This is a genomic window from Denitrobaculum tricleocarpae, from assembly GCF_007004665.1.
GTDB classification, from domain to species: Bacteria; Pseudomonadota; Alphaproteobacteria; order Kiloniellales; family Kiloniellaceae; genus Denitrobaculum; species Denitrobaculum tricleocarpae.
On record NZ_ML660053.1, the window covers coordinates 476,034 to 499,334 of the forward strand.

General features: G+C 60.1%; 21 protein-coding genes. 9 read left to right on the forward strand and 12 right to left on the reverse strand.

Annotation, left to right across the window (positions count from 1 at the left end; genetic code table 11):
* Window positions 1–38 precede the first annotated feature (38 nt).
* Complete coding sequence (locus tag FKG95_RS07045) at window positions 39–1,475, forward strand: MATE family efflux transporter (RefSeq protein WP_142895615.1); 1,437 nt, start codon at window positions 39–41, stop codon at window positions 1,473–1,475.
* A gap of 176 nt (window positions 1,476–1,651) precedes the next feature.
* Here FKG95_RS07045 and FKG95_RS07050 read toward each other — a convergent pair whose 3' ends face one another.
* The 5 genes from FKG95_RS07050 to FKG95_RS07070 form a co-directional block, all read right to left on the reverse strand.
* The gene (locus FKG95_RS07050) at window positions 1,652–2,932 is read right to left on the reverse strand and encodes a TRAP transporter large permease (protein WP_142895616.1); all 1,281 of its coding nucleotides are present in this window, start codon (window positions 2,930–2,932) and stop codon (window positions 1,652–1,654) included.
* Window positions 2,929–3,435, reverse strand: a complete 507-nt coding sequence (locus tag FKG95_RS07055) for a TRAP transporter small permease (RefSeq protein ID WP_142895617.1) — start codon at window positions 3,433–3,435, stop codon at window positions 2,929–2,931. The genes FKG95_RS07050 and FKG95_RS07055 overlap by 4 nt, the downstream gene beginning before the upstream one ends.
* Window positions 3,436–3,512: 77 nt before the next feature.
* Window positions 3,513–4,499 (reverse strand): TRAP transporter substrate-binding protein, encoded by a 987-nt coding sequence (locus FKG95_RS07060; RefSeq protein WP_142895618.1) that lies wholly within the window; start codon window positions 4,497–4,499, stop codon window positions 3,513–3,515.
* Window positions 4,500–4,524: 25 nt separating this feature from the next.
* Window positions 4,525–5,580 (reverse strand): D-erythronate dehydrogenase, encoded by a 1,056-nt coding sequence (gene denD / locus FKG95_RS07065; RefSeq protein WP_246116710.1) that lies wholly within the window; start codon window positions 5,578–5,580, stop codon window positions 4,525–4,527.
* Window positions 5,577–6,311, reverse strand: coding sequence for a FadR/GntR family transcriptional regulator (locus FKG95_RS07070; RefSeq protein WP_142895619.1), 735 nt, complete (start codon window positions 6,309–6,311; stop codon window positions 5,577–5,579). The genes denD and FKG95_RS07070 overlap by 4 nt, the downstream gene beginning before the upstream one ends.
* A gap of 384 nt (window positions 6,312–6,695) precedes the next feature.
* On the opposite strand from FKG95_RS07070, the gene FKG95_RS07075 reads away from it, so the two are divergent.
* Complete coding sequence (locus tag FKG95_RS07075; protein WP_142895620.1) at window positions 6,696–7,451, forward strand: TlyA family RNA methyltransferase; 756 nt, start codon at window positions 6,696–6,698, stop codon at window positions 7,449–7,451.
* A 75-nt stretch (window positions 7,452–7,526) separates the two neighbouring features.
* Here the strand turns inward: FKG95_RS07075 and FKG95_RS07080 are convergent, their stop codons facing one another.
* The 3 genes from FKG95_RS07080 to sppA all read right to left on the reverse strand — a co-directional run bounded on the left by FKG95_RS07080 (window position 7,527) and on the right by sppA (window position 12,438).
* Window positions 7,527–9,143: a methyl-accepting chemotaxis protein gene (locus tag FKG95_RS07080; RefSeq protein WP_142895621.1), complete on the reverse strand. Its 1,617-nt coding sequence runs from the start codon at window positions 9,141–9,143 to the stop codon at window positions 7,527–7,529.
* A 46-nt stretch (window positions 9,144–9,189) separates the two neighbouring features.
* Complete coding sequence (locus FKG95_RS07085; protein ID WP_179953962.1) at window positions 9,190–10,020, reverse strand: ABC transporter substrate binding protein; 831 nt, start codon at window positions 10,018–10,020, stop codon at window positions 9,190–9,192.
* A gap of 618 nt (window positions 10,021–10,638) precedes the next feature.
* Window positions 10,639–12,438, reverse strand: a complete 1,800-nt coding sequence (sppA, locus tag FKG95_RS07090) for a signal peptide peptidase SppA (RefSeq protein ID WP_142895623.1) — start codon at window positions 12,436–12,438, stop codon at window positions 10,639–10,641.
* Between the two features lie 286 nt (window positions 12,439–12,724).
* On the opposite strand from sppA, the gene FKG95_RS07095 reads away from it, so the two are divergent.
* Window positions 12,725–13,174, forward strand: coding sequence for a YqaA family protein (locus FKG95_RS07095; protein WP_246116711.1), 450 nt, complete (start codon window positions 12,725–12,727; stop codon window positions 13,172–13,174).
* 25 nt (window positions 13,175–13,199) lie between these two features.
* On the opposite strand, the gene FKG95_RS07100 is transcribed toward FKG95_RS07095, so the two are convergent.
* The gene (locus tag FKG95_RS07100) at window positions 13,200–13,685 is read right to left on the reverse strand and encodes a GNAT family N-acetyltransferase (protein ID WP_218940099.1); all 486 of its coding nucleotides are present in this window, start codon (window positions 13,683–13,685) and stop codon (window positions 13,200–13,202) included.
* Window positions 13,686–13,852: 167 nt separating this feature from the next.
* Between FKG95_RS07100 and FKG95_RS07105 the strand changes: the two genes are divergently transcribed.
* The 4 genes from FKG95_RS07105 (at window position 13,853) to FKG95_RS07120 (ending at window position 16,600) form a co-directional block, all read left to right on the forward strand.
* Entirely contained in the window at window positions 13,853–14,260 is a 408-nt protein-coding gene (locus tag FKG95_RS07105; RefSeq protein WP_179953963.1) for a GFA family protein, read from the forward strand.
* Entirely contained in the window at window positions 14,257–14,736 is a 480-nt protein-coding gene (locus FKG95_RS07110; RefSeq protein WP_142895626.1) for a methyltransferase family protein, read from the forward strand. Before FKG95_RS07105 ends, FKG95_RS07110 begins: the two co-directional genes overlap by 4 nt.
* A gap of 64 nt (window positions 14,737–14,800) precedes the next feature.
* Entirely contained in the window at window positions 14,801–15,124 is a 324-nt protein-coding gene (locus FKG95_RS07115) for an HlyU family transcriptional regulator (protein ID WP_142895627.1), read from the forward strand.
* 102 nt (window positions 15,125–15,226) lie between these two features.
* Window positions 15,227–16,600, forward strand: coding sequence for a TAXI family TRAP transporter solute-binding subunit (locus FKG95_RS07120; protein ID WP_142895628.1), 1,374 nt, complete (start codon window positions 15,227–15,229; stop codon window positions 16,598–16,600).
* Between the two features lie 31 nt (window positions 16,601–16,631).
* Here FKG95_RS07120 and FKG95_RS07125 read toward each other — a convergent pair whose 3' ends face one another.
* Window positions 16,632–17,897: an alpha/beta hydrolase family protein gene (locus FKG95_RS07125; RefSeq protein WP_142895629.1), complete on the reverse strand. Its 1,266-nt coding sequence runs from the start codon at window positions 17,895–17,897 to the stop codon at window positions 16,632–16,634.
* A 365-nt stretch (window positions 17,898–18,262) separates the two neighbouring features.
* Here FKG95_RS07125 and FKG95_RS07130 point away from each other — a divergent pair, with 365 nt between their 5' ends.
* The gene (locus FKG95_RS07130) at window positions 18,263–19,558 is read left to right on the forward strand and encodes a class I SAM-dependent RNA methyltransferase (RefSeq protein ID WP_142895630.1); all 1,296 of its coding nucleotides are present in this window, start codon (window positions 18,263–18,265) and stop codon (window positions 19,556–19,558) included.
* Window positions 19,559–19,625: 67 nt separating this feature from the next.
* On the opposite strand, the gene aroC is transcribed toward FKG95_RS07130, so the two are convergent.
* A complete protein-coding gene (gene aroC / locus FKG95_RS07135) occupies window positions 19,626–20,708 on the reverse strand; it encodes a chorismate synthase (protein WP_142895631.1) in 1,083 nt (360 codons plus the stop codon).
* Window positions 20,709–20,717: 9 nt separating this feature from the next.
* The gene (gene fabI, locus FKG95_RS07140; RefSeq protein ID WP_142895632.1) at window positions 20,718–21,557 is read right to left on the reverse strand and encodes an enoyl-ACP reductase FabI; all 840 of its coding nucleotides are present in this window, start codon (window positions 21,555–21,557) and stop codon (window positions 20,718–20,720) included.
* Window positions 21,558–21,756: 199 nt separating this feature from the next.
* Between fabI and FKG95_RS07145 the strand changes: the two genes are divergently transcribed.
* Entirely contained in the window at window positions 21,757–23,067 is a 1,311-nt protein-coding gene (locus FKG95_RS07145) for a YihY family inner membrane protein (RefSeq protein ID WP_142895633.1), read from the forward strand.
* The last annotated feature ends 234 nt before the right edge of the window (window positions 23,068–23,301 follow it).

Here is a 23,301-nt window from a genome sequence, read left to right on the forward strand (position 1 = left end):
TCTTCCGCCCCTTCGCCCATTCCGGCATAGTGCCACGCATGGGTGTAAATTCGGACCAATTCGGCCGCACTGATCGCAGTGCCGGGGCCAAAAGCGGCGCTTCTGCCTGGTGGGAGGAAGTGCGGGCGACCTTTGTGCTCGCCTGGCCGCTGGTGTTCACCCAGCTGGCGGTGATTGCGATCAATACCACCGACGTTCTGATGATGGGCTGGCTCGGGCCGCAGGAACTTGCTGCGGGCACGCTGGCCTATGCCTTCTACACACTCTTCTTCTTTTTCGGTCTTGGCCTTCTGACCGCCGTCGCGCCGATCTGTGCCCAGGCCCTGGGCGCCCGGCAATACCGCATTGTCCGGCGGACCGTCCGACAGGGTTTCTGGGTTGCGATTCTGGTTGCCATGCCCTTTATCGCCGTGATTTATCACGCCCGCCCGGTTTTTCTTTTCTTCGGCCAGACGGAGATCAACTCGGAGCTCGCCGAAGTCTATCTGCGTGCCGCGGTCTGGGGATTGTTGCCCGCGCTCTGGCTGATCGTCCTGCGCTGCTTCGTATCGGCTCTGTCCCGTCCGCGCTCGATCCTGATTGTGACACTGCTGGGCGTTCTGGCGAACGCTCTCGGTAACTACGCACTGATGTTCGGCAACTTCGGATTTCCGGCCCTTGGTTTGCTGGGGGCGGGGATCACCACCTCGATCGTGAACTTCGTAATGTTCGCGGTCATGCTGACCTTTGTCTCGACGGACCGCCGCATCCGCCGCTTTGCCATTATCGTCCGCTTCTGGCGGCCTGACTGGAGCATCTTCGGCTCTATCCTGAAAGTGGGCTGGCCGATCGGTGTGTCCGTCGTGTCGGAGACCGGCATGTTCGGTGTTGCCGCCTTCATGATGGGCCTGATCAGCACCGCCGCCGTTGCCGGGCACGCGGTTGCTTTGCAGTGCGCCGCCGTCGCGTTCATGGTGCCACTGGGTGTCTCTCATGCTGCGACGATCCGTGTCGGGATTGGCGCCGGGCGCCGGGACGCCGCGGCCGTGTGGCGGGCAGGTTGGAGTTCTTATGGTCTTTCCACGGTTTTTTGCCTGGCTTCGGCACTGCTATTCTGGCTGGTCCCTCTGACCCTGGTCAGCTTATTCCTCGATCCGGATCTGGCGGAGAATGCCGAGCCGATCGCGCTGGCGGTTTCCTTCCTGGGGATCGCCGCCTTGTTCCAGATCGTCGACGGCCTGCAGATCGTCGGCGCCGGCGCTCTACGCGGATTGAAGGATACCACCAAGCCGATGGTCATTGCCGCTGTCGGCTATTGGGTGATCGGGTTCGGAAGCGGTTACTATCTGGGTTTCGTTCAGGGACTGGGTGGAATGGGTATCTGGATCGGCCTGGCCATCGGATTGACGTTCGTGGCAGTCGCACTGCTCTGGCGCTTTGCGATATTGGGCAGCGGGTTGAGTTACCCTGAAAAGCCGGCGCTGGCGGTCGCATAATATCCTCCGGGGTGGGCGACGCCGCCCTGTCTCCTCAATCTAGAGCGCGTTGTGTTTTAACGAAAACACTCTGTGTTTTCGCTAAAACATGTGAACCCGCTCTACATCATAGTGCTAGAGCAGATTCACCGGTACGACGGATCGCCGAAGGCGATTCCATCTAAACCGGATCTGCTCTAGGTTCCAAAGACGAGGTCCACCGGCCAAAGGGTGATTGCCGGGACGTAGGTGATAACCATCAGGGCTGCAAACACGGTCAGTACGAACCAGACCAATTGAGGGATGATTTGTTCGACCCGCAGGTTCGCGACCGCGCAGGCCGCAAAGAGATTTACGCCAAGCGGCGGCGTTATCATTCCAAGGGCAAGATTGACGACGATGATCAGGCCAAAGTGAACCGGGTCCACGCCATAGGCGATGGCTATGGGCGTAAGGATGGGGGCAAGGACAAGGATCGCTGCCGAGGTCTCGATGAACATGCCCACCAGGAGCAGAAGAAAGTTGACGGCCAGCAAAAATGCAATCGGGCTGTCGAAAACGTCGCGGAACCAGGCTGCAATCTCGTTGGGCAAACCTGAACGGGTGATCAGGAAAGAAAAGAGTGCGGCCGCCGAGATGATGATCATGATGGCCGACGTCGAAATGACCGTCTTTTTGAGGATTTCCGGCAAGTCGCGGATTTTGAGTTCACGGTAAAGCCCCATTCCCACGATGAGGGCGGCGGCAACGGCGACCGCACTGGCTTCGGTCGGGGTAAAGATACCCGAGTAAATCCCGCCAAGGATCACGACGGGGACGAGTAGGGCCGGCAATGCCGAGACGAACGCAGCGCCCGGACTCGCGCGGTCCAAGCCATCTTCTTTTCCGATGCCGCGCAGTCGGCATAGGATGAGGACAAGAGCCATCAGCGATCCCGCGACGACGAGTCCCGGCCCCAGACCGGCAATGAAGAGTTTGCCGATCGAGGTATCCGTGGACACGCCATAGAGGATGAGGGGGATCGAGGGCGGAATCAGGACGCCCAGCTCGGCCGAAGAGGCCTGGATCGAAGCCGCCAGAGGCTTGGGATAGTTATGACGTATCATGGCGGGGATCAGGATCGCGCCGATGGCAAAGGTCGTCGCGACCGAAGATCCTGAGACCGAGGCGAACAGCATGCAGGTCAGGACGCAGGTGCAGGCCAGGCCGCCCTGCAGGCCGCCAACCAGCGACTTTGCCAGTTCGACCAGCCGGTGCGAAATACCGCCCGCGGACATAAGGTTCCCAGCAAGGATAAAGAGGGGGATCGCCATGAGCGGAAAACTGTCGATGCCCGCGAACATGCGCTGCGCCACCAGCAAAAGAGGCAGGCGGCCCTGCGCTTCGATACCAATGATCGAGGCGAGGCCGATCGCCACCGCAATCGGTACACCTAAGACGAAGAGGATCGCGAGGGAGAGGCCAAGGGCGGTGTTCATCGTTCGGCCCCCGAATCTCTGGCCGCGAGCCAGTCACCCTGCAGGGCCCGTACTATCGCGGCGAGGACCGCGACCAGGATAAAGGCGGAGCCAACCGGCAGGGCGGCATAGACCCATGCGATAGAGATTTCCAGTGCGGCCAGGCTTTGCGGAACGACACGCAAGGTCATGAGCCAGCCCTGCCACAGGAGCACGGCGAAAAAAATCAAAGACCCGATATTGGCCAATAGAAAAAGACCCAGTCCCAAGCGGGGTGGGAGAGCGTTTTGAATAACGTCCACGGAGATCATGGCCCCGTGTCTGAAGGCGACCGCCACGCCAAGAAAGACCGACCATATCATCGCCGAGCGGGTGATCACTTCCGACCAGGTCGACGGCGCGCCGAAGGCAAAACGGGTTACCACCTGATACAGAGCCAGACCGGCGGCAAGCACCAGAAACGCGATTGCCAACCTCAGGGCAAGCCCGGTGGTGAAGTCTTCGACACGCAGGAACAGGCTCATGACGGCGCCTTGTGGAAGTTACAGGAAAAAAGAGGCAGGCGCGGGGTCTTCCGCGCCTGCCTGAGAGGGGGCCGGGTTTATTTGACAGCCTGGATACGCGTCACCAGATCGGGGCCGTGCCGGTCGGTGTAGACAGAGTAGGCGGGCTCGGCGAGCTTGGCGAAGGGCGCTTTATCGACATCGGTGATGACTTCCATGCCGTTCTCGCGCAGCAACGCAACACCGGCTTCCTCCAGCCGGTTCACCTCAGCGCGGGTCGCGGCAGCTGAAGCAGCGGCGGCCTCGTAGAACCAGCCACGCTGTTCTTCGGTCAGACCATCCATCAGGCTCGGTGCAGCAAGGATGACGGCCGGCGAATAGACGTGACCCGTCAGCGAAACATGGTCTTGAACTTCCCAGAACTTCGAGGCCGTGATAACGGTCACGGGATTCTCCTGGCCGTCAACCACACCCTGCTGCAGCGCTGTGAACAGCTCTGGAAAAGCCATGGGTGTCGGGGCCGCGCCCATTTTCGAGAAGGCTTCCATGTGAACACGGTTCTCCATGGTCCTCAGCTTGAGGCCATCGAGATCAGCAGGCGTGCGCACGGGGCGTTGTGAATTGGTTACGTGGCGAAAACCGTTCTCCGACCAGGCGAGGCCGACCAACTGGTTGCCGTTGATTTTCTCCAGCAGTTCCTTGCCGATCTCGCCGTCGAGAACCGTGCGGGCGTGATCGTAGTCACGGAACAGGAAAGGCAGATCCAGGGCATAGACTTCCGGAACGAAGTTGCCCAGGGGGCCGGTTGAGGTGATCACAACATCGAGCGAGCCGATCTGTAGCCCCTCGATCATATCCCGCTCACCGCCAAGCTGGCCTGCGGGCGCCTGGTTGCCGGTAAAGCTTCCGTCCGACAATTCACCGAGCTTGGCAATAAAGGCCTCGGCCCCGATCGCGTAGTGTGAATCCGGCGACAGCGTGTGCCCGACGACGATGGATGTCTGAGCCTGTGCGGACGCGCCCGCGCCTGCGATTCCTGTGGCAAGAGCGATTGCGCCTGCGAGCGCGATGACAGTGGATTTCATCTAAGTCCTCCCAAAAAAGGTTTGTCTATGGCGTTACATCCTGCGCATCGCGCAGGTGTTGCGGTGCCTGTGGTGGGGCACCATCAGATGGGGCGGGGGTCCCCATCTCATCCTCCAGGTAGACCTCGATGATCTCGCGGAAGGATTTTTCAGCACGAAAACCCATTTTCAGGGCGCGCGCGGTGTCAAAGTCTTGCGGCCAACCTGCGACAATACTGGTAATATCCGGATCAGGCGCCCGGCGGATCAATGCGACGGCTGCATCGCCTGCGGTCAGACGCAGGGCATCGATCTGCTCAGCGACCGTGGCTGAGACGCCCGGCATGGTCATGTTGCGCTGCGCGCCCAGAGAAGCCGTGTCCATTGTCGCCGCATGCTCGATATACCCAACAGCAGAGCGTGGGCTTGCAAACCAGTGACGCACAGTCTCGTCGACCGGCAAGACTGCTTCTTTCCCGTTCAGCGGTTCGCGCAAAATCCCCGAGAAGAAACCCGACGCTGCCTTGTTCGGCACCCCGGGCCGGATACAGATGGTCGGAAAACGGATGCCCACTCCGTCGAGCAATCCGCGCCGGGAATAGTCATTGAGCATCAGCTCCCCAATGGCCTTTTGCGTCCCGTAGCTGGTCAGCGGGGTCAAGTGATAATCGTCCGGAATTTTCGACGGAAAAGGAGCGCCGAAGACCGCCAGGGATGACGCGTAAATGACCCTTGGGACGTATTTTTCAATACTTCGTATAGCCTCCAGCAGCGCGCGCGTGCCGTCGAGGTTTATACGGTACCCCTTCTCGAGATCCGCTTCGGCCTCCCCTGATACGACTGCGGCCAGATGAACGATGACATCCGGCCGATTCGCGACCAGACGTGCCGCGACACCGGGTTTTGACAGGTCTGCGGCCAGCACCTTGCGCATGCCGTCAAATCCGCCTGCGACGTCGGGCTCGACCACATCGACCAGTGTCAGCTCGCAGACGATTTGCCCCCCGATGCACCCCGTTTCAGCAATACGTTCGGCGAGTTTTCTGCCAATCATCCCGGCCGCGCCGATAATCATGACATGCAGGTTTTTCTCTTTCATCATGACGTCGCCATCAGTTCGCGGGTGGTGTCGTAGATACGGCGCTCGTGGACGCCAAAAGCCGCAGTTAAAGCCGGTCCGTCTCCGGTCTTGAGCGCAGACAAAATCTCTCGATGATCATTGATGCTCCGCTCGATGGCACCCGGTTCGGCGACGACGCGTCGGCGGTGGTCAAGCAGGTAGGAATAGAGCGTGGCGGCAAGATCGGACAGGACCGCATTGCCACAGGCGCGATAGATCTCAGTGTGAAATTCACGATCTGCGATGAGATATCTTATCGGATCACCGATGGTATCTTCCTGGGTGTCAATCAGATCCGAAAGGCGTTCGATGCTTGCCGGGTCGATCCGCTCCGCGGCGAGACTGGCGACCCGTGCCTCGACGGTGAGGCGGGCTTCATGAACATCGTCAAGCGTGTAATCCGTGACCCTGCCCTGGGATAGGGCAGACATGCCCAGATCGCCGACATCGGCGGAAATCACCCGGGTGCGGGCCCCCTGCACGATCGAGACAATGCCTTTTGTTGAGAGTATGAGGAGCGCGCCTCGAATCGTCTCGCGGCTGACCCCCATCGCCGACGCCAGCTCCCGTTCGCTTGGCAGAGTATCCCCCACGGAGAGTGCACCCGAAGCAATCAGCGTTGCGAAACGCTCCGCAATTGCATCCTTCATGGAGTGGTGGGCCACCTTCTCCAGATGCGAACTTTCAGCAGCCAAGAACACGACTTTGTTCATCTCTTTCCTCCCCCACTTTAACGGTCAAATTTAACATTGACTGGTATTTTGGTACGGTCACTAGACCAGAAGACCAGTTGAGTCAATCGTTTCGCAATGTCGCCCGGGAAAAGAACGGGATTAGGGTGAGAAGAAGCGATGCCTTGAGCCCGGATAAAGTTGTATTTTTACTTCGAGCAGCCGGTGTTGCGCGGTCCCGGCGCCGTTTCGTCCGCTGGACGATTTCTATGTCATAATTAATTGATTTTGTTTAACTGTCTGTACTTGTGGAGCTGCTCGGACCGCTTCAAATCGTCCGGCGAAATGACAATCTGATCTGACGCAACCCGGTCAATCGTTTTTTCCATTGCCTGATGCGTGGAAAATAACCTACAGCCTCGGGGCATGAAGAAACCACGTAAGCAACGGATTGATCAGCTGCTGGTGGAGCGGGGATTGGTGGAGAGCCGTAGCCGCGCCCAGGCCATGATCATGGCCGGTCTGGTCTACAGCGATACCCGGCGCATCGATAAGCCGGGTCAGACGCTGCCAGAGGACGCGCCTCTTGAAATGAAAGGCCAGGACCATCCCTGGGTGAGCCGCGGCGGACTGAAGCTGATCAAGGGCCTGGAAAGCTTTGATGTCGATCCGGCGGGCCTGACCGCGCTGGATGTCGGCGCCTCCACCGGCGGCTTCACGGACGTTCTGCTGAGCAAGGGCGCGGCGAAGGTCTTCGCGGTGGATGTGGGCCATGGCCAACTGGCCTGGAAACTGCGCCAGGATCCGCGCGTTGTGGTGCTGGAACGCTGTAACGCCCGCCACCTGACCCGTGATCAGATTACAGAAGCCGTGGATATGGTGGTGTGTGATGCCAGCTTTATCGGCCTGCGGACGGTGCTGCCTGCCGCACTCACCCTGACCGCGCCCGGTGCGACCCTGCTGGCACTTATCAAGCCGCAGTTCGAGGTGGGTAAAGCCCTGGTCGGCAAGGGCGGGGTGGTAAGGGACCCTGAACTTCATGAAAAGGTCTGCGGGGAGATCCGGACCTGGGTCGAATCTTTGCCGGACTGGTCGGTGATCGGACTGATCGAGAGTCCGATCAAGGGACCGGAGGGTAACGTCGAGTTTCTCATTGCCGCGCGGAGGGATTCGTCGACATAAGATTCGGCCGCCAGACAACCCGGGCCAGAAAATCCGGGCCAGAAAATCCGGGCCGTACAATTTGGCCCGGACAAGCTAAGCCGTTTTGATTTCCCGCAAAAAGGTATCGACTTCGCCATGCAGTTTGTCCGAGAGGTCCGTCAGGTGCGAAGCGGCATCCTTCATGGACTCCGCTGACTGACCGGTTTGATCGGCCGAGCTGCTGACGTCGTCGATGCTTGTCGAGATTCGCTGCGTGCTGTCGGCGGCTTCCTGGATGCTCCTGGAGATTTCCTGCGTGGCGGCACCTTGCTGTTCGACCGCGGCGGAGATTGAAGACGCGATCTCGTCGACCTTGGCGATGGTGGAGCCGATGCTTCTGATGGCGTCGACCGCAGCTTCGGTTGCGGTTTGCATCGCGCCGATTTGCTCGCCGATTTCTTCGGTCGCCTTTGCGGTCTGGGTTGCCAGATTTTTGACTTCCGAGGCGACCACAGCGAAGCCTTTACCTGCGTCTCCGGCGCGGGCAGCCTCGATGGTGGCATTGAGGGCGAGCAAGTTGGTCTGTTCGGCGATATCCGAGATCAAGTCAATCACGTCGCCGATCTTCCTGGCAGCTTCCGAGAGCCCGCCGACTTCCTCGTTCGTGGTTTCAACCTGCTGAACCGCCTCGGATGTGACGTTGGAGGAATCAACGACCTTTCGGCTGATTTCCTGGATGGAGCGGGAGAGTTCCTCGGAGGCCGAGGCGACCGTCTGCACATTCGCGGTGGTTTCAGCCGAAGCCGTCGCCACGTTGCCGCTGGTCTGGTTCGTGCGTCCGGCGGTCTCGGAAAGGCGCTGGGCACCTGAAGTCATATCGCCGATCGCCAGAGACACCTCGTTGACAATACTTTTGACGCTTTCCTCGAAGCTGGTGGCGAGCCGGTTCATGTCGGCGCGCTTGGTTTCCTCGGCCTTGCGCCGGGTCTCTTCCTGCTCGGCTTCAGCGCGGCGGAGCTCCAGACTGTTGTGTTTGAAGACCTCGACGGCCTGGATCATGGAGCCGATCTCGTCCTTGCGCTCTTTGCCTTCAATTGCGATGTCCAGATTTCCGCCGGCGATCTCGCTCATGATCGTGGTCGTTTTCTGGATCGGCGCGGAGACGGAGCGGCGGATCAGGTAAGCCATGATGGCGATGACAAACAGCAAGACTGCCGCGGATATGTAGATCAATGTGAGTTTGGTATTTGTGATCTTGTCGGCGATCTCTGTCGTGTCCCAGGCCGTGGCCAGGTATCCGATGGTCGTTCGTTTATCGCCTTTCCCGTACATTATGGGCTGAACGTAAATCTGATGGTTTCCGACGCGTGTTCCGTTCTCCAGGTCTCTGGAAAGTTCTTCCAGCACGGGCGTGGAGAGGTTCGGGGACGTTGATTCAAAGAGCACGTCCGTCTCACCTATCCACGCGCGCACGGCCATCAGGTTAGAGGTTTCGTAGTAGCCGTCGACGAGCTTCTCGAAGGATGTTTTCTGCCTGAATTTCACGGCGCCCGAAGCCCGATCGCTCATCGAGTTCGACCCATCTTCGTTTGCCTTTGCGGCAGCCGCGTAGAGTTCGCGGTCGAGGTGGCTAACAGAGATGAACACCAGGGCAAAGATCCCGATAATCACCGGTATAACCGAGAGCATCGTGATTTTCTTACCGAGTGAGAGTGAAAATATCGAAGACATGAAATCATTCCTTCAAAAGGACCGTCTTAAGATCGCTTCGGTGAGGCTACTCGATGAGTTCAGCACCCTCGAAGAGTTCGGGAGCAAGCTCCAGGCCCAGGGACGAGAGTGTGGTCATGTTAACCACCAGCGTCGGGTCTTCATCGAAGCCGACCGGAACTTCCTGCACGGACACGCCACTGCTGGCGACTTCCATCAGCTTGGTGGCCAGCATGGCGCCCAGCTTATGATCGTCCGCCGAGAGCGCCGTTAGAGCACCCAGTTTGACGGCACCTGCCGCATAGGCGGCGACGGGAGCATCTCCGGCTGCCGCATTGATGGCATCCATGTTTTGATCATAGAGTGGGGCCTGGTTGCCCAGCACGATCAGGGAAACACCGTTGTTCTTCTCGATATCAGCAACGATTGCATCGCGGCCTTTGACGGCACTGCTGGTGCAGGTCAGATTTAGTGTTGCACAGGCCGCCATCGTGCCTTCGGCATCGACAGGTCCGCTGGGATGGCCTTCCTCGACAATCAGATGAATAGTCTTGAGGTCCGGGATCACAGCCTGGAAAGACTCAAGCCGGGTTTCGTAGTCGATGTAATAGGTCACACCCGTAATGTTGCCTTCGGGTGCCGAGAGATCCGCGATCACGCCGAGCTGTCCGGGATGGTTGGCGCCACCGATGAAGGTCGGGATACTGGGCGGCCGTTTGCCGAGCGCTTTCGCGCCGTTTGACCGCAGGATGACCATGACTTTTTTGGAGCCTTCGAACTCCGAGATCGCAGCCTCGAGCTCGGCGGCACTGCCGAGTGCCGGACGAATTTCAAGATTGGCATCGGGCGCGATCGCTTTGATCTGTTCTTCGAACCCGGCGAAAACACGTTTCGCCATCCCCGACTTGCCTTGCCATGCAACGCCTATCTCGAGTGCGTGTGCTGCACTGACCGTCGAGAACATAAGCGATGTTGCAAATACACATTTCAAAAATTTACTGGGCATTTCACTCTTCTCACTTCTTAACCAGTTACAAAGGATTCAAATGAGCAGAGCAAAAGCTAGAAGCGTTTGATTAATTATTGTTTAAGTTGAATTTTAACCATAGTCATACGCATGCCTATGCATAAGCTACTGATATTATGAAAATAAGAAACTCGTGATAGGTGTAAGAAAACATCAGGCAAAGTTGTCGTCTCTGCTCAACTGCGCTGAGGGTGTCTCATCTGATAGGTCGATAAATTGCAAAACCAGAGGTTTCTCTGAACGCTCCTGGTTGTGAGCAGCGCTTCGAACCGGTCTGGTTTGGCCTCAGTTGGGTTTTTACATTCGAGAGCCGTACCGAATAGATTTTTCGCCAAAAGATAGCAGTTCCTGCGAGGCGAAGCGTGCTTGCTAACGGTATTGATGAGCGATGGATAAGCCGGATGGGCGGCTTACAGCGATCCGCCTGAAACGGATCGCTGTAAGAGACAGATCCTGAAACCGAGTGAAGAGATCAAGCTTTTCGATGGCTCATTCGGGTGCGCGCAGCAAGGGGGCTTCAAGTGTACGGCTGCGCGGATCGGCGGTTGCCCGCTCCATGGTTTCCATGAAGGGAGCGGCGACCTCGGTCAAACGGGCAAGGTCGCGGATCATGCCGCCGATCCCTGGTCCGCTGAACTCACCGGACAGGAGTTTACGGATCATATCTTCGAAGGACGGCGCCTCAGGCAGCACTCTCAGCTGGTGGGATTGTCCCTCCGTCAAACCGGCTGCGCTGCGGGCAAGCTTCAGTGCCGTGGCAAAACCACCCAGTTCGTCGACCAGCCCGAGCTCCTTCGCGTCGCGCCCGGTCCAGACCTGTCCTTTGGCCGAGGACAAGACGTCCGGTAGGGGGAGGCCGCGTCCTTCGGCGACCTTTTGAGTGAAGTCGGTATAAACCCGGTCGAGTGAGGTTTGCAGCATCTGCCACTGCTGCGGTGTGAAGTCGCGGTTCGCGCTCCAGATCCCGGCATTGCGGCCCGCCTGGACGCCATCCCATCCGATGTCATACTCGCGCCAGAGATCGTCGAGCACGACCTTGCCGGTGACAACGCCGATTGAGCCGGTAATGGTGGCCGGGTTGGCGACGATCCGCTCGGCGGCGGCGGAGACGAAGTATCCTCCCGAGGCCGCCAGCCCGCCCATGCTGACGATCACCGGCTTCCCGGCTTCCCGGGCCCGCACCACTTCGCGCCAAATCGTATCGGAGGCGACGTAGGAGCCGCCGGGGCTATCGACACGAAATACGATGGCTGCGACGTCGGGGTCGTCGACGGCGCGGCGCAGGGCCGCTGAGATGGTGTCAGACCCCATCACCGAAGAGCCGCCGAAGGAATCGTCGTTCTCGGCCAGCGCGATGGCGCCCGCGCCCTGAACCAGGGCGATGACCGGGCCGTCGGAGAACTCCTCTTCAAGCCCCGCGTAGTAGTCACGGATGTCGACCGGGCTTGAGTCTTCGTCAGGGAACGCGAATTCCAAAACGCCATCCCAGTAGCCCAGTTCGCTCACCAGGCCCGCGTCTTTTGCCTCGGTGGCCGACAGAGGCGCCCGGTCGATCAGTTCCTGCGTGAGCTGGGGCCCGAGTCCGCGGCTCTCCGACACACCCTCGACGATCTGCTCAAGCCAGGAATCCACGAGCTGTTGGAGGTTTTCCTTTACCGGTTGGGACATTTCCTCACCGGTCAAAAACTCTACCGCACCCTTATACTCCTCGCGCTGACCGAAGCTCGGCTTCACGCCGTGTTTGTCGAGCAGACCGCGAATGTAGGGGCTTTCCAACTGGATGCCGGTAATGTCCAGGTCGCCGGAAGGCTGAAGCCAAATCTCTTCAAAGGCGGACGCGAGGTAGTAGTGTAGGGTGCCGTCGCCGCCCTCGCCGAAGGACTCCGCGAATGCTATAGAGAATTTGCCGGTTGCCCTGAATCCCGCAATGGCCTCGCGTAGTTCCTGGACCTGTGAAATGCCGAGCGGGCCACGTCCGACACGTGCGACGACCCCAACCACGCGCGGATCGCTGCTGGCGCGCGACAATGCATCCACCGCATCCCGAAGAACCAATCCGCCACCGTGCGAGGCGCGGCTGAAGGGCGACTGCGGGCTCGTCTCGCTGACGCCATCGGACAGATCGAGCTGAAGCACAACACGCTCGGGCAGTGGATCAGGCTCGTAATCGAAGCGGCTGATATTGTCCTGCAAAGCGGATATTGAAATGGCGATGGCCAGAACCATTAGGAAACCCAGGGTCGCGAAGAGACCCACAATGCACTTCAGGACAAAAAGAATGACTTTCATGATTTCAGATCGGTTCCTGTTTGACGGGCGAGCGGCGGCTGAAAGAGGCGAGCTATGCGTGCAGGTATATTGGGTCGATAGAGGTTCTGCGGCAACGTAATTTTTTGCCTAAGTCAACGGGTTAAGTTGATTTTGGAGATTCCTGTCCGCTTGATCTGATCCCTCACTTCGCTCATTCTGCGCAAACGCATCCTGCGGACAGGAACCGATGAATCCAGGGCAGCCCTATGAAGGTGGCTTTTCGATTGTGGCGTAAGGGAAATGGCGGAAAGGTCATGGCAGTCGCGTGACGGCATCCCTTTGGCTCTTATTCGTCAGCGCCTTTACCTCGGCGACACTGCTTCCCGGCAGCTCCGAAGCCGTGCTGATGACATTGCTGACGGCGGATGGCGGTATTCTGGCACGTGAGGCCGTGTTTCCGCTGGTGGCCGTCGCGACGCTCGGGAACTCCCTTGGGTCCCTGGTCAATTGGATCCTCGGCCGCTTCTTTTCTCATTACCGGGACCGCAAGTGGTTTCCGGTGAACGAAGATGAGTTCGCCCGGGCGCAAGCCTGGTACGGCCGCTGGGGCATATGGTCCCTTGCACTCTCCTGGATGCCCCTGATCGGTGACCCCATTACCTTGATCGCAGGCGTAATGCGCACGCCTTTCCTGCCGTTCATTCTGATTGTGGTCGTCGCGAAAGCGGCGCGCTATAGCTTCCTCGCCCTGGGTGTAGCCGCGGTTCTGGCTTAAAAGCTGCGGGGTTCTGGCTTGAAAGCTACAGGCGAAGGGCAATTTCGTTTTCAGCGCCATCCGCGCAGGTTCTGCCGGTCTCCTTAAAACCATATTTCAGATAAAACTCCCGCGGACAGCCGGGGCCGGGGACGTAGCTTGCCAGCAGATCGGTCATGCCGGGGCGGCTGCGTGCATGTTCGACGATGAGGTCGAGCGTTTTGCGGCCTAGTCCGAGCCTTTGGAAGGGCTCCGCGATCATGTAGCGCCAGAGCCAGATATCGCTGGCTTTGCCGTCGTCTAATGGCTTGGCGCCCGGCAGGCTTGGATCGTACAGCATCACGAAGCCCACGGGGGTTTCGCCGGCATGGATGGCCCGAAACCAGGCGCCCTTTTCGAAGTAGGCTTCGGCGATCGAGGTCGCGTTGTTGGAGACAAATGACGTTTGAGAAGGGGCAACCTTCAGCGCGGTGATTCTCCGGACGCTTTTGCCGGTGATCTCAACCAGAGAAACCACCGCATCTTTGCTCACTCTTTGGCTGTCCTGTGATGTCATTCCCGGGTCTTTCGCGATATCCTTGTGTTGGAAATCACCAATAGCCTCTGGACGCCGGGATTTTCAATGTGGAAGTGTTTGAGCGCTTCAAATGACACAAACTGTCTGCAAAGAAGGCGTCAATTACGAGCAGGATGAACACTATGTCGAAACGGCGCGGACATTGCCTTTGCGGTCAGGTGTCCTTCGAATACGAGGGGCCCGAAAACTGGTGCGGGCACTGTCACTGTGAGAGCTGCCGCCGCAACACTTCGTCTGCTTTCACCAGCTTCCTGGGTGTGCCCCGCACGGCGGCCAGTTTCACCGGCCGGAAACCCTCAGTCTATGTTTCCTCGCCCGGTGTCCGGCGTTCTTTCTGTGGAAACTGCGGGACGCCGATAGCCTACGAGACGGACCAGTATCCGGATGAAATTCATTTCTACGCGGCCAGTCTCGAAGACCCGGCGAATTTCAGGCCGGACTTTCATGTCCATTTTGCGGAGTGCGTGAGCTGGGCGGATATAAATGACGGTCTGCCGCGTTATGACCACAGCGGGGACGCCGAATCATGACCGACGAGAAGCAATCGCAAAAGGATCACGCCGGGGTTCGGGTGCCGCCGCCGGTTATTTTTCTCCTGCCGCTGCTCGCGGGCCTGGCGTACGACTCCGCCTGGGCTATGGGGGCGTTGGCGGCCGTGGTTTGGATGCTTGCCGGCGGTTTTCTTGTTGCGATCGGACTTGCGCTGCTGATCGCCAGCGCGCCGCGTCACAAGAGAGCGGGAACCAACATCGAGCCCTGGAAGCCGACCACAGCGATTATCGATGACGGTATCTACGGCTACAGCCGGAACCCGATTTACCTGGGGATGGCGTTTGTCTGCGCGGGCATTGCCATCGCGGGCGGGAGCTTTGCCGCACTGGTCTTGCTGATACCCTGCCTTGTGGTTGTCCGCTTCTATGTCATCGGACGGGAGGAGGCGTATCTCGAAGCTAAATTCGGTGACGAATACCGCGATTACATGTCCAGGGTCCGGCGCTGGATTTAAGTCAGGGCCCAGACTTTGCGAAGCAGGCGATTGCAGTCGCGCCGTCACATGGTAGATTATCCCCATGACATCTTTTCTTTCACGTCTCTTTGGCGGCCTGGCCGGCAAAACACCCGAGGACAGCGGACCACCCAAACGGGGCGAGGCCGTGGAGTACGAGGGTTACAAGATCTGTGCGGCCCCGGACAAAGCCGACAATCAGTGGCGGCTGGCGGGTGTGATCCTCAAGCCGGGCGATGAGGGTGAGCTGGAGCGGACTTTTATCCGTGCAGATCTCTTTACATCGCGCGAAGAGGCGGAGACCTACGCCATCCGGAAGGGCAAACAGATCATCGACGAGCAGGGCGACCGGCTTTTTGCCGACGGCTCTCCCAGCGGTCATGCCTAGAGCAAGGTGGTTGCGCCTGAATGTACTGTTGCGGATCATGAGAACCTGTTAACAGGCCATGCCTGCACTCTGGGGCTGGCACTTTGGGGGAATTGAGGCGCAATGGCGGTCAAAGCGCAGAACGATCATCAGCCCGATACGCGAAAAAGAGATAAGCGCCGCCGGATCTTTCAGAGCCTTTGGGCGCAGATTGCGGTTGTTGCCCCGGCCCTGATCCTGGTGATCGCCGGTTTCGTTGTGGCTTATCAATTCGTCGGACCGCCGCCACCGGACAGGATCGTGATGGCGACCGGGTCCGAGAGCGGTGCCTATCACGCCTACGGCAAGCTCTACGCCGAACGCTTCCGGGAAGAGGGCATCGAGCTGGTGTTGCGCTCGACGGCCGGCTCCAGTGAAAACCTGTCGCTTTTGTCGGATCCGGACGCTGATGTGCCGGTCGCCTTTATGCAAAGCGGGATCGGAGAGCCGGCGGATCATACGGACCTGAAGTCCCTGGGCAGCCTTTACTACGAACCGCTATGGGTTTTCGTTCGCAGCGACGGCAAACCCCGGCGCCTGACCGAGCTTTCGGGCCTGCGCATCGCCGTTGGAGCCGAGGGCAGCGGCACGCGCTCGGTGGCCCTGGCGCTCCTCGCGGACAACGGGATTACGGACGCAACCGCGAGCCTGGCCGCGCTCGACGGCGTGACGGCAGAGGCGGCGCTGCAGGCGGGCGATATCGACGCGGCCATCTTCGTGACCTCGGCGACCTCGCCCAGGATCAGAGCGCTTCTTGAGGCGCCCGGCATCGCCCTCATGAATTTCGAGCGCGCCGATGCTTATGTCCGGCGCAACGATTATCTCTCGAAGGTTCTGCTGCCCAAGGGAACCGTCGATCTCGCGAATAATCTGCCCGCCGAGGATACCGTTCTGCTGGCGCCGACCGCGACCGTGGTTTTTTCGCCGGAGCTCCACCCGGCGCTCGCCGATCTGCTGCTTCTGACCATGCGTGACACCCACCGCAGCGGCGGCCTGCTGGAAAAGCCGGGGTCCTTTCCGGGCGGCAACTTCGTGACCTATCCTCTGGCGCCGGTCGCGCAGCGTTTTTACGATGAAGGCCCCCCGTTCCTGCAGCGCTATCTCTCCTTCTGGGCGGCTAATCTGATCGACCGCCTGAAGATCCTGCTGCTGCCGCTGCTCACGCTGCTCTATCCGCTCTTCAAGATCCTGCCGCCGACCTACAGCTGGCGCATGCGCTCCAAGGTGAACCGCTGGTACAAGGAACTTCAGGCCCTGGATGACGAGCTGCGCGCAAACTCCATCTCCCGCGCCGACGCCACGGCCCGCCTTGATGAGATCGAGGCCTCGGTCGAGAAGGTCTCGGTCCCGGCGGGCTTCGCCGCCAGCGCCTACACGCTGCGTCTGCACATCGACTTCCTGCGCCGCAAGGTCGAGGAGGTGACGCGAGATCAAGACGATGCGGCTATGGTGGGTTAGGGTGGTTCTGAAGATCTATGCAGCGAACCGGCTACCGTTCGCCGGGGCCTTTACGCTGCAGTGAGAGGCCCTTCGCGGTGCCCTCCTGGAAGCCTTTCCACGCGCTGTGCCCGGCTTTCGGCGTGCCGTCGTCGTTCCGCGCCTCGATGCCCTCTTCCGCGTTTTCGATCAGATCCAGATAGGCATCCATCGACGCATCGCCCTTAAGGTGCTTGCCCAAGAAGGCGGTGGCGAAGTGCTGGGCGATGTTGTTCATGCGCAGGGTGTCCCAGACCGGGTCGGCGTAGTGCTCGAAGGGCACGAAATCCAGATGCGGGCTGGGCTTCCAGGCCTCGACGGGGGCGGGGATCGGGGCGGCGGCATTGTGGCCCGCATGATCGAAGGTCAGCAGATAGCGCTCTGCATTGACGCTCTGCTCGAAGATGGCGCGCACACCGTCTTCATAACCCGAGACACCGTCCTGGCTGCCGGCCATGAAGAAGCTGGGAATGCGCACGCCGGTCAGGCCCTCAGCATCCCAGACGTCCCGGGTCATGCCCCAGGGGGCAATGGGAATGACGGCCTTGATGCGCGGGTCCATCTGAGCTTCGTGGCGCTCGCTGCCCGCCTGATGCATGGCGAGTGTGCGGGCAGGGGCGCCCCAGTCATAGCCGACCGAGGTTTCGGTCACACCGCCGCCGGCCGTGATCACCGCGCCGTAGCCGCCCATGGAGTAGCCGATCAGGCCGGTGTTGGAACTGTCTACGATGCCGGCAAGAAAATGACCTTCCTCGATGGCAAAACGGCTCATTTCACTGAGCACGAAAGCCACGTCGAGGCGGCGGTTGACCAGGGTGCTGCCGAAGGCGGCCTTGTCGTTGTAGGTACTGTCCGTGTGATCGATGGAAACCGTCACGTAACCCTTGGTTGCCAGGTTTTCGCCCAGGTGGCTCATCAGGAAGCGGTTGCCCGGATAGCCGTGGGAGATCAGAACCAGGGGGAAGGAGCCCGCGGTCGTCAAGGGCTCGGCGTCGCGCACCGCCCTGCCGTGGAGTGTGACTTCGGTCTTGCCGTCGCGCAGGAAAACATCGTAGCTGCCCCGCTGTGTCACATCTTCTTTGAGGGCCGCCGGGTACCAGACTTCGAGCGTGAGGGGACGGTCATAGCGCGGTAGAGGCTGGCCTTCCAGGACCCGCAGGATGTCGATTTGATTGGGGTTGCTGACCTCGAGCGTGCGCACGCCAATAGCATGAGGCCCGTGCGCCGCCAATGCCGGCGCATCGGGACGCAGCTGATCGATCCGGTTCACCAATGTCATATCTGAGTTTGCCGCTGCTGGGGTGACTGCGCCCGAAAGAAGGCACACTATGCCCACGAGAAGAGTACAAAGAAACCGTCTCACGCTCTGTTACTTCCTTTTCTGTCGTCCTGTCCGAGAGAAATCTATCGGCTGGGTTTGACCCTTTTGCGACGGAACCAAGACACCTTGTCAGCGGTTTCGGCATCGAAGATCTTTCGCGACTCGCACGTGGGTTACGCTACCACAGGTGTAGTGTTGCAGGGGATGGGCGAAGTTGTGTCCTTGCTTGGCTTGCGTCCACGGCGGGAATGGCTAATCTGCGCCAGCTCTGCCGCTGTGTCCGTGGCGGTTGGCGACTTAAAAGACAAGGAAGTGATGAAGCGATGCGGCGGAAAACGCGACGCGGTGGCGGACGGCAACTGGAACTGACAGTCGAGTCCCTGGGCGCGCGCGGCGATGGCGTGACCCAGCTTGAGGGTAAACCGGTGTTCCTGCCCATGACCTTGCCCGGCGACCGCGTGATCGCGCGAATCCAGGGCGAGCGGGGCGGGGGGCTGAAAGCCGAGGTCGTCGAACTGCTGGAGACGGGACCAAACCGGGTGGAACCACCTTGCCCGCACTTCGGGCCCTGCGGCGGCTGTACCGTGCAGCACCTCGACCCTGCGCCTTACGTCGAGTGGAAGCGGGATCTGGTGGTTCAGGCCATGGCGCGCCGGGGGTTTACCGGCGACCTGGTGCAGCCGTTGCGACGGATCGAACCCGGTACGCGCCGCCGGATGTCGCTGCGCGCAGTCAAGCAGGGTAAGAAAGTACGTCTCGGCTTCAACGGACGGGAGAGTCACCTTATCGTCGATCTGGAGATCTGCCTGCTGGTGACGCCGGGACTGCGGGCGCTGATTGCACCGCTGCGAACCGCCCTGGCGGCTATTCTTGCGGACCGGGATCACGCCGACATCGTCGCCACCGAGACCCAGAGTGGCCTCGACCTTCTGATCGTTTCGGCGGCAGAGTTGGATCTCCAGGCGCGCGAGCACTGGGCTGCCTTTGCCGAAGCCGAAGATCTGGCACGCCTTTCCTGGCAGCATCCGGACGAGGAGAGCGAGCCGCTGACCGTCCGCCGGAATCCGAAGCTTTCGTTTGGCGGCATTGCCGTCGAGCCGGTGCCCGGCGGATTTCTGCAGCCGAGTATCGAAGGCGAGGAGATCTTGACCGAGCTGGTCATGGGTTTGGTACCGGAGACGGCGGAGACTATCGCCGATCTCTTCTCGGGGGCCGGAACCTTCACCTTCCCGCTGGCGCAGCGGGGCCGGGTGCATGCGGTCGAGGGCGACGAGCGGTCACTGGAGGCGCTCTGGTCGGCGGCACGCCGGGCGGACCTGGCCAACCGCATCACAGTCGAGCAGCGCGACCTGATGCGTCAGCCGGTCAGTGCCGATGAGCTGGAAGGCGGCGATTGCGTCGTCTTCGATCCGCCAAGGGCCGGGGCAAAGGATCAGGCCTTTGAGCTGTCAGATTCAAGCATCCCGACGATCGTTGCCGTTTCCTGTAATCCCAATACCTTTGCGCGGGATGCTCGCACTCTGGTTGAAGGGGGATACGAGCTCACCGAGGTCACTCCGGTGGACCAGTTCCCCTGGTCCGGGCACGTTGAACTGGTCGCTGGTTTCAAACGAAACTAGTTTTATTTGAGAGTCGGCTGAGCCTTCAACCGCCTGCGTTCACCCACCCAAGGATAACCACCCAAGGTCAGCCACATTGCGCGCGGTTGCGCAGCAGGTGATCGGCCAGCACCACGGCCATCATGGCCTCGCCGACCGGAACCGCCCGGATGCCGACGCAGGGATCGTGGCGGCCCTTGGTAAAGATCTCGGTGTCCTTGCCGAAGATGTCGACTGTTTTGCGCGGGCTGAGGATCGAACTGGTTGGTTTGACGGCGAAGCGCACCACCACATCCTGACCGCTGCTGATGCCGCCCAGGACACCGCCGGCCTGGTTGGAAGAGAAGGCGATCCTGTTGCCGTCCATGCGCATCTCATCAGCGTTTTCCTCGCCGGAGAAGGCGGCACTGGCGAAGCCGGCGCCGATCTCAACACCCTTGACCGCATTGATGCTCATCATGGCTTTGGCGAGGTCGGCATCGAGCTTGTCGTAGACCGGTTCGCCCAGCCCGGCGGGAACGCCGCTGGCGACCACTTCGACGACCGCGCCCAGGGAGGATCCGCTTTTTCGCGCGGCATCCAGAATGTCGGCCCAGTCAGCGGCGGCGGCTGCGTCAGGGCACCAGAAGGGATTGTTACCGGTTTCGGCCCAGTCCCATTTCTCCCGGTCGATGTGGTGCGGCCCCATCTGCACAAGCGCGCCTTTGATGCTCACGCTCTCTTGCAGGATGTGGTCCAGGACCTTGCGGGCAACGCCGCCCGCGGCAACCCGCATGGCGGTCTCACGGGCGGAGGAGCGTCCGCCGCCGCGGTAGTCGCGGATGCCGTACTTGGTCCAGTAGGTGTAGTCGGCGTGGCCCGGCCGGAACTTGTCCTTGATGTCGCTGTAGTCTTTGGAGCGCTGATCGGTGTTTTCGATCACCAGCGAAACCGGCGTTCCGGTCGTCACGCCTTCGAAGACGCCCGAGAGGATTTTAACCTCGTCGGCCTCCTGGCGCTGGGTGGTGAAGCGCGACTGTCCGGGCTTACGGGCGTTCAGCCAGCCCTGAAGATCCGATTCCTTCAGTGGCACGCGCGGCGGCACGCCATCGATCACGCAGCCGATAGCCGGACCGTGGCTTTCACCCCAGGTGGTGAAGCGGAAACTTTCGCCGAGGGCGTTACCGGCCATGGGAAGAGATCAGGACTGCGGATTGAAGTTGGACAGCAGGTCCGCGAGCTGCGGGGCCGCGTCGACCGCCATCATGCCGACCACGTGGTAACCGGAATCCACATGGTGGATTTCGCCCGTGACACCACTGGAGAGATCGGAGAGCAGATAGAGGCCTGCGCCGCCTACCTGTTCGATGGAGACGTTCTGACGCAATGGCGAATTATACTCGTTCCACTTCAGGATATGGCGGAAATCGCCGATGCCCGATGCCGCCAGGGTTTTGATCGGCCCGGCCGAGATCGCATTGACGCGAATACCCTCTGATCCCAGATCTGCCGCCAGATAGCGCACGCTGGATTCGAGAGCGGCCTTGGCAACACCCATGACGTTGTAGTGGGGCATAACCTGTTCGGCGCCGTAGTAGGTCAGGGTCAGCAGGCTGCCGCCTTCGTTCATGAGCGGCACGGCACGCTGGGCGATCGCGGTGAAGGAGTAGCAGGAGATATCGAGGCTGCGCAGGAAGCCTTCGCGGCTGGTATCGACATAGCGGCCTTTCAGTTCTTCCTTGTCCGCATAGGCGATCGCGTGGATCACGAAGTCGATTTTACCCCACTTCTCTTCCAGAGCCGCGAAAACAGCATCGACGCTGGCGTCATCCGTGACGTCGCACTGTAAAACGATGTCGGAGCCAACCGATTCGGCGAGCGGCTTCACCCGTTTGGCCAGGGCCTCGCCCTGATAGGTAAAGGCCAACTCCGCACCATGCGCATGTGCCTGCGCCGCGATACCCCAGGCGATCGATCGATCGTTCGCCACGCCCATGACGAGCCCGCGCTTGCCGGCCATGATCGGTTGCGAATCAGACATTCATTTCCTCACTGTAGCACTACCCTTAAGAGAAGCCGCATCCTACACCAATGCCCCGGCGGGTCAAAGGTACCGCACAGCCGCTTTCCGGCGGCCTTTGTAGGCTTTGCGGGGCCCTAAGGTCAATTGATTGCACGGAATTCCGCTTTTATCGTGTTATCGTGAAACAGTCATACACAAATTGTGAATTGGATAAGCCATGTCGGCCCGATTCGAATTGAGCAAGACCCTGCACTCGGTCAAGAATCTTCGACCGGTCAAAACGCTGCGCGATCTGCCAAGTGTGATGCTCTATGCAGGGAGACGTTTCCTCAAGGACGGCTGCCCGCGCTCGGCTGCGGCTCTGAGCTACTCCTCGCTTCTGGCCATGGTTCCGCTGTTGGCGATTGCGCTGACTGTGCTCTCAGCCTTCCCGGCCTTTACAGAGATCCGGATCGAGTTGCAGGGCTTGGTCTTCGAGAATTTCCTGCCCGACACGGGGATTGAGATCAGCGAGCAGTTGGCGTCCTTCATCGAAAACGCGACCAGGACGACGGGAATCGGGGTGATTGCTCTGGCGGTCACGGCGCTGGTCCTGCTCTCGACGATTACCGGCGCCTTTAACGCGATCTGGCGGGTCGCGGACCAGCGCTCTCTGTTCCTTCAGTTCCTGGTCTATTGGGCTCTTTTGACACTTGGGCCTCTACTGATCGGGGCCTCTTTGTCCTTGTCCGGCTATGGATATGCCATGGTCGAATGGTCGGGGATCGAGGGCTACACCCGTTCGTTCTTCAATGTGACTCAGTTCCTGCCCGCGATCCTCTCCGCCGGTGCCTTCACCTTGCTGTTTATCGTCGTGCCGAACCGGCCTGTCCGCTTCCGGCACGCCGTCATGGGCGCGGTCGTGGCCGCATTTATGTTCGAAGTGCTGAAGAAGGGCTTTGCACTCTACTTGACCCATTTCCCATCCTATCAGGCGCTTTACGGCGCACTTGCGGCTGTTCCGATCTTTCTGGTCTGGATGTACCTCTCCTGGGCGGTGATCCTCTTCGGAGCGGAGATCGCAGCGTCCCTGCCGGAGTGGCGGGCGAATCTGAAGCGGGGCGAGGAATCCGGTGCGCCCGGTGCGAGGCTCGCTCTCGCGCTGGCAATCCTTTCCAGGCTTCATCTGGCGGCCCAGGATGGGCGCAAGGTCCGCGAACTCAGCCTGGTCGCAGGGTTTCCGGTGAGTTTTGACGAACTGGGCGACGTGCTCTACGGCCTGCGCCGGGACCGCTTTGTCGCGCGGACTTCGGGGGCGCATTGGGTGTTGTCGCGCGATTTGAACTGCGCAAAGCTCAAGGACCTGATGGTATCTCTGGATTTGACCCTGGAGCCGGGGCAGGGATGGCCGGAAAATGTTGACGAGATTATCGGCAAACTCAACAGCAGCGGTCGAAAAATCACGGAAACGAGCCTCGGCGACCTGCTCGCGACGAAGCCTGTGGTGGAGGCCCTGAGCTTGAGGACTCACGAATTACGAAGGACTTGACGTTAAGCTTACGTTTTTTGGCAAGGCGTTAGGAGCGGAGCGATGCAAAGGTATCGTGACCGACGACACAACGATGACCAAAAGGCGTAAGCTTACCGCCTGGTTGGGTCGCTTTGGGATTTGTTTTCAGGGCGTCGAGAACTCTCACCGGGCCGGTAGGCCCGCCTTCAAGCTCTCTCCTGCTGAAAAAAGATCCCAAAGCGATCAAGGCCATCGTAATTCGCGAGTCCTCAA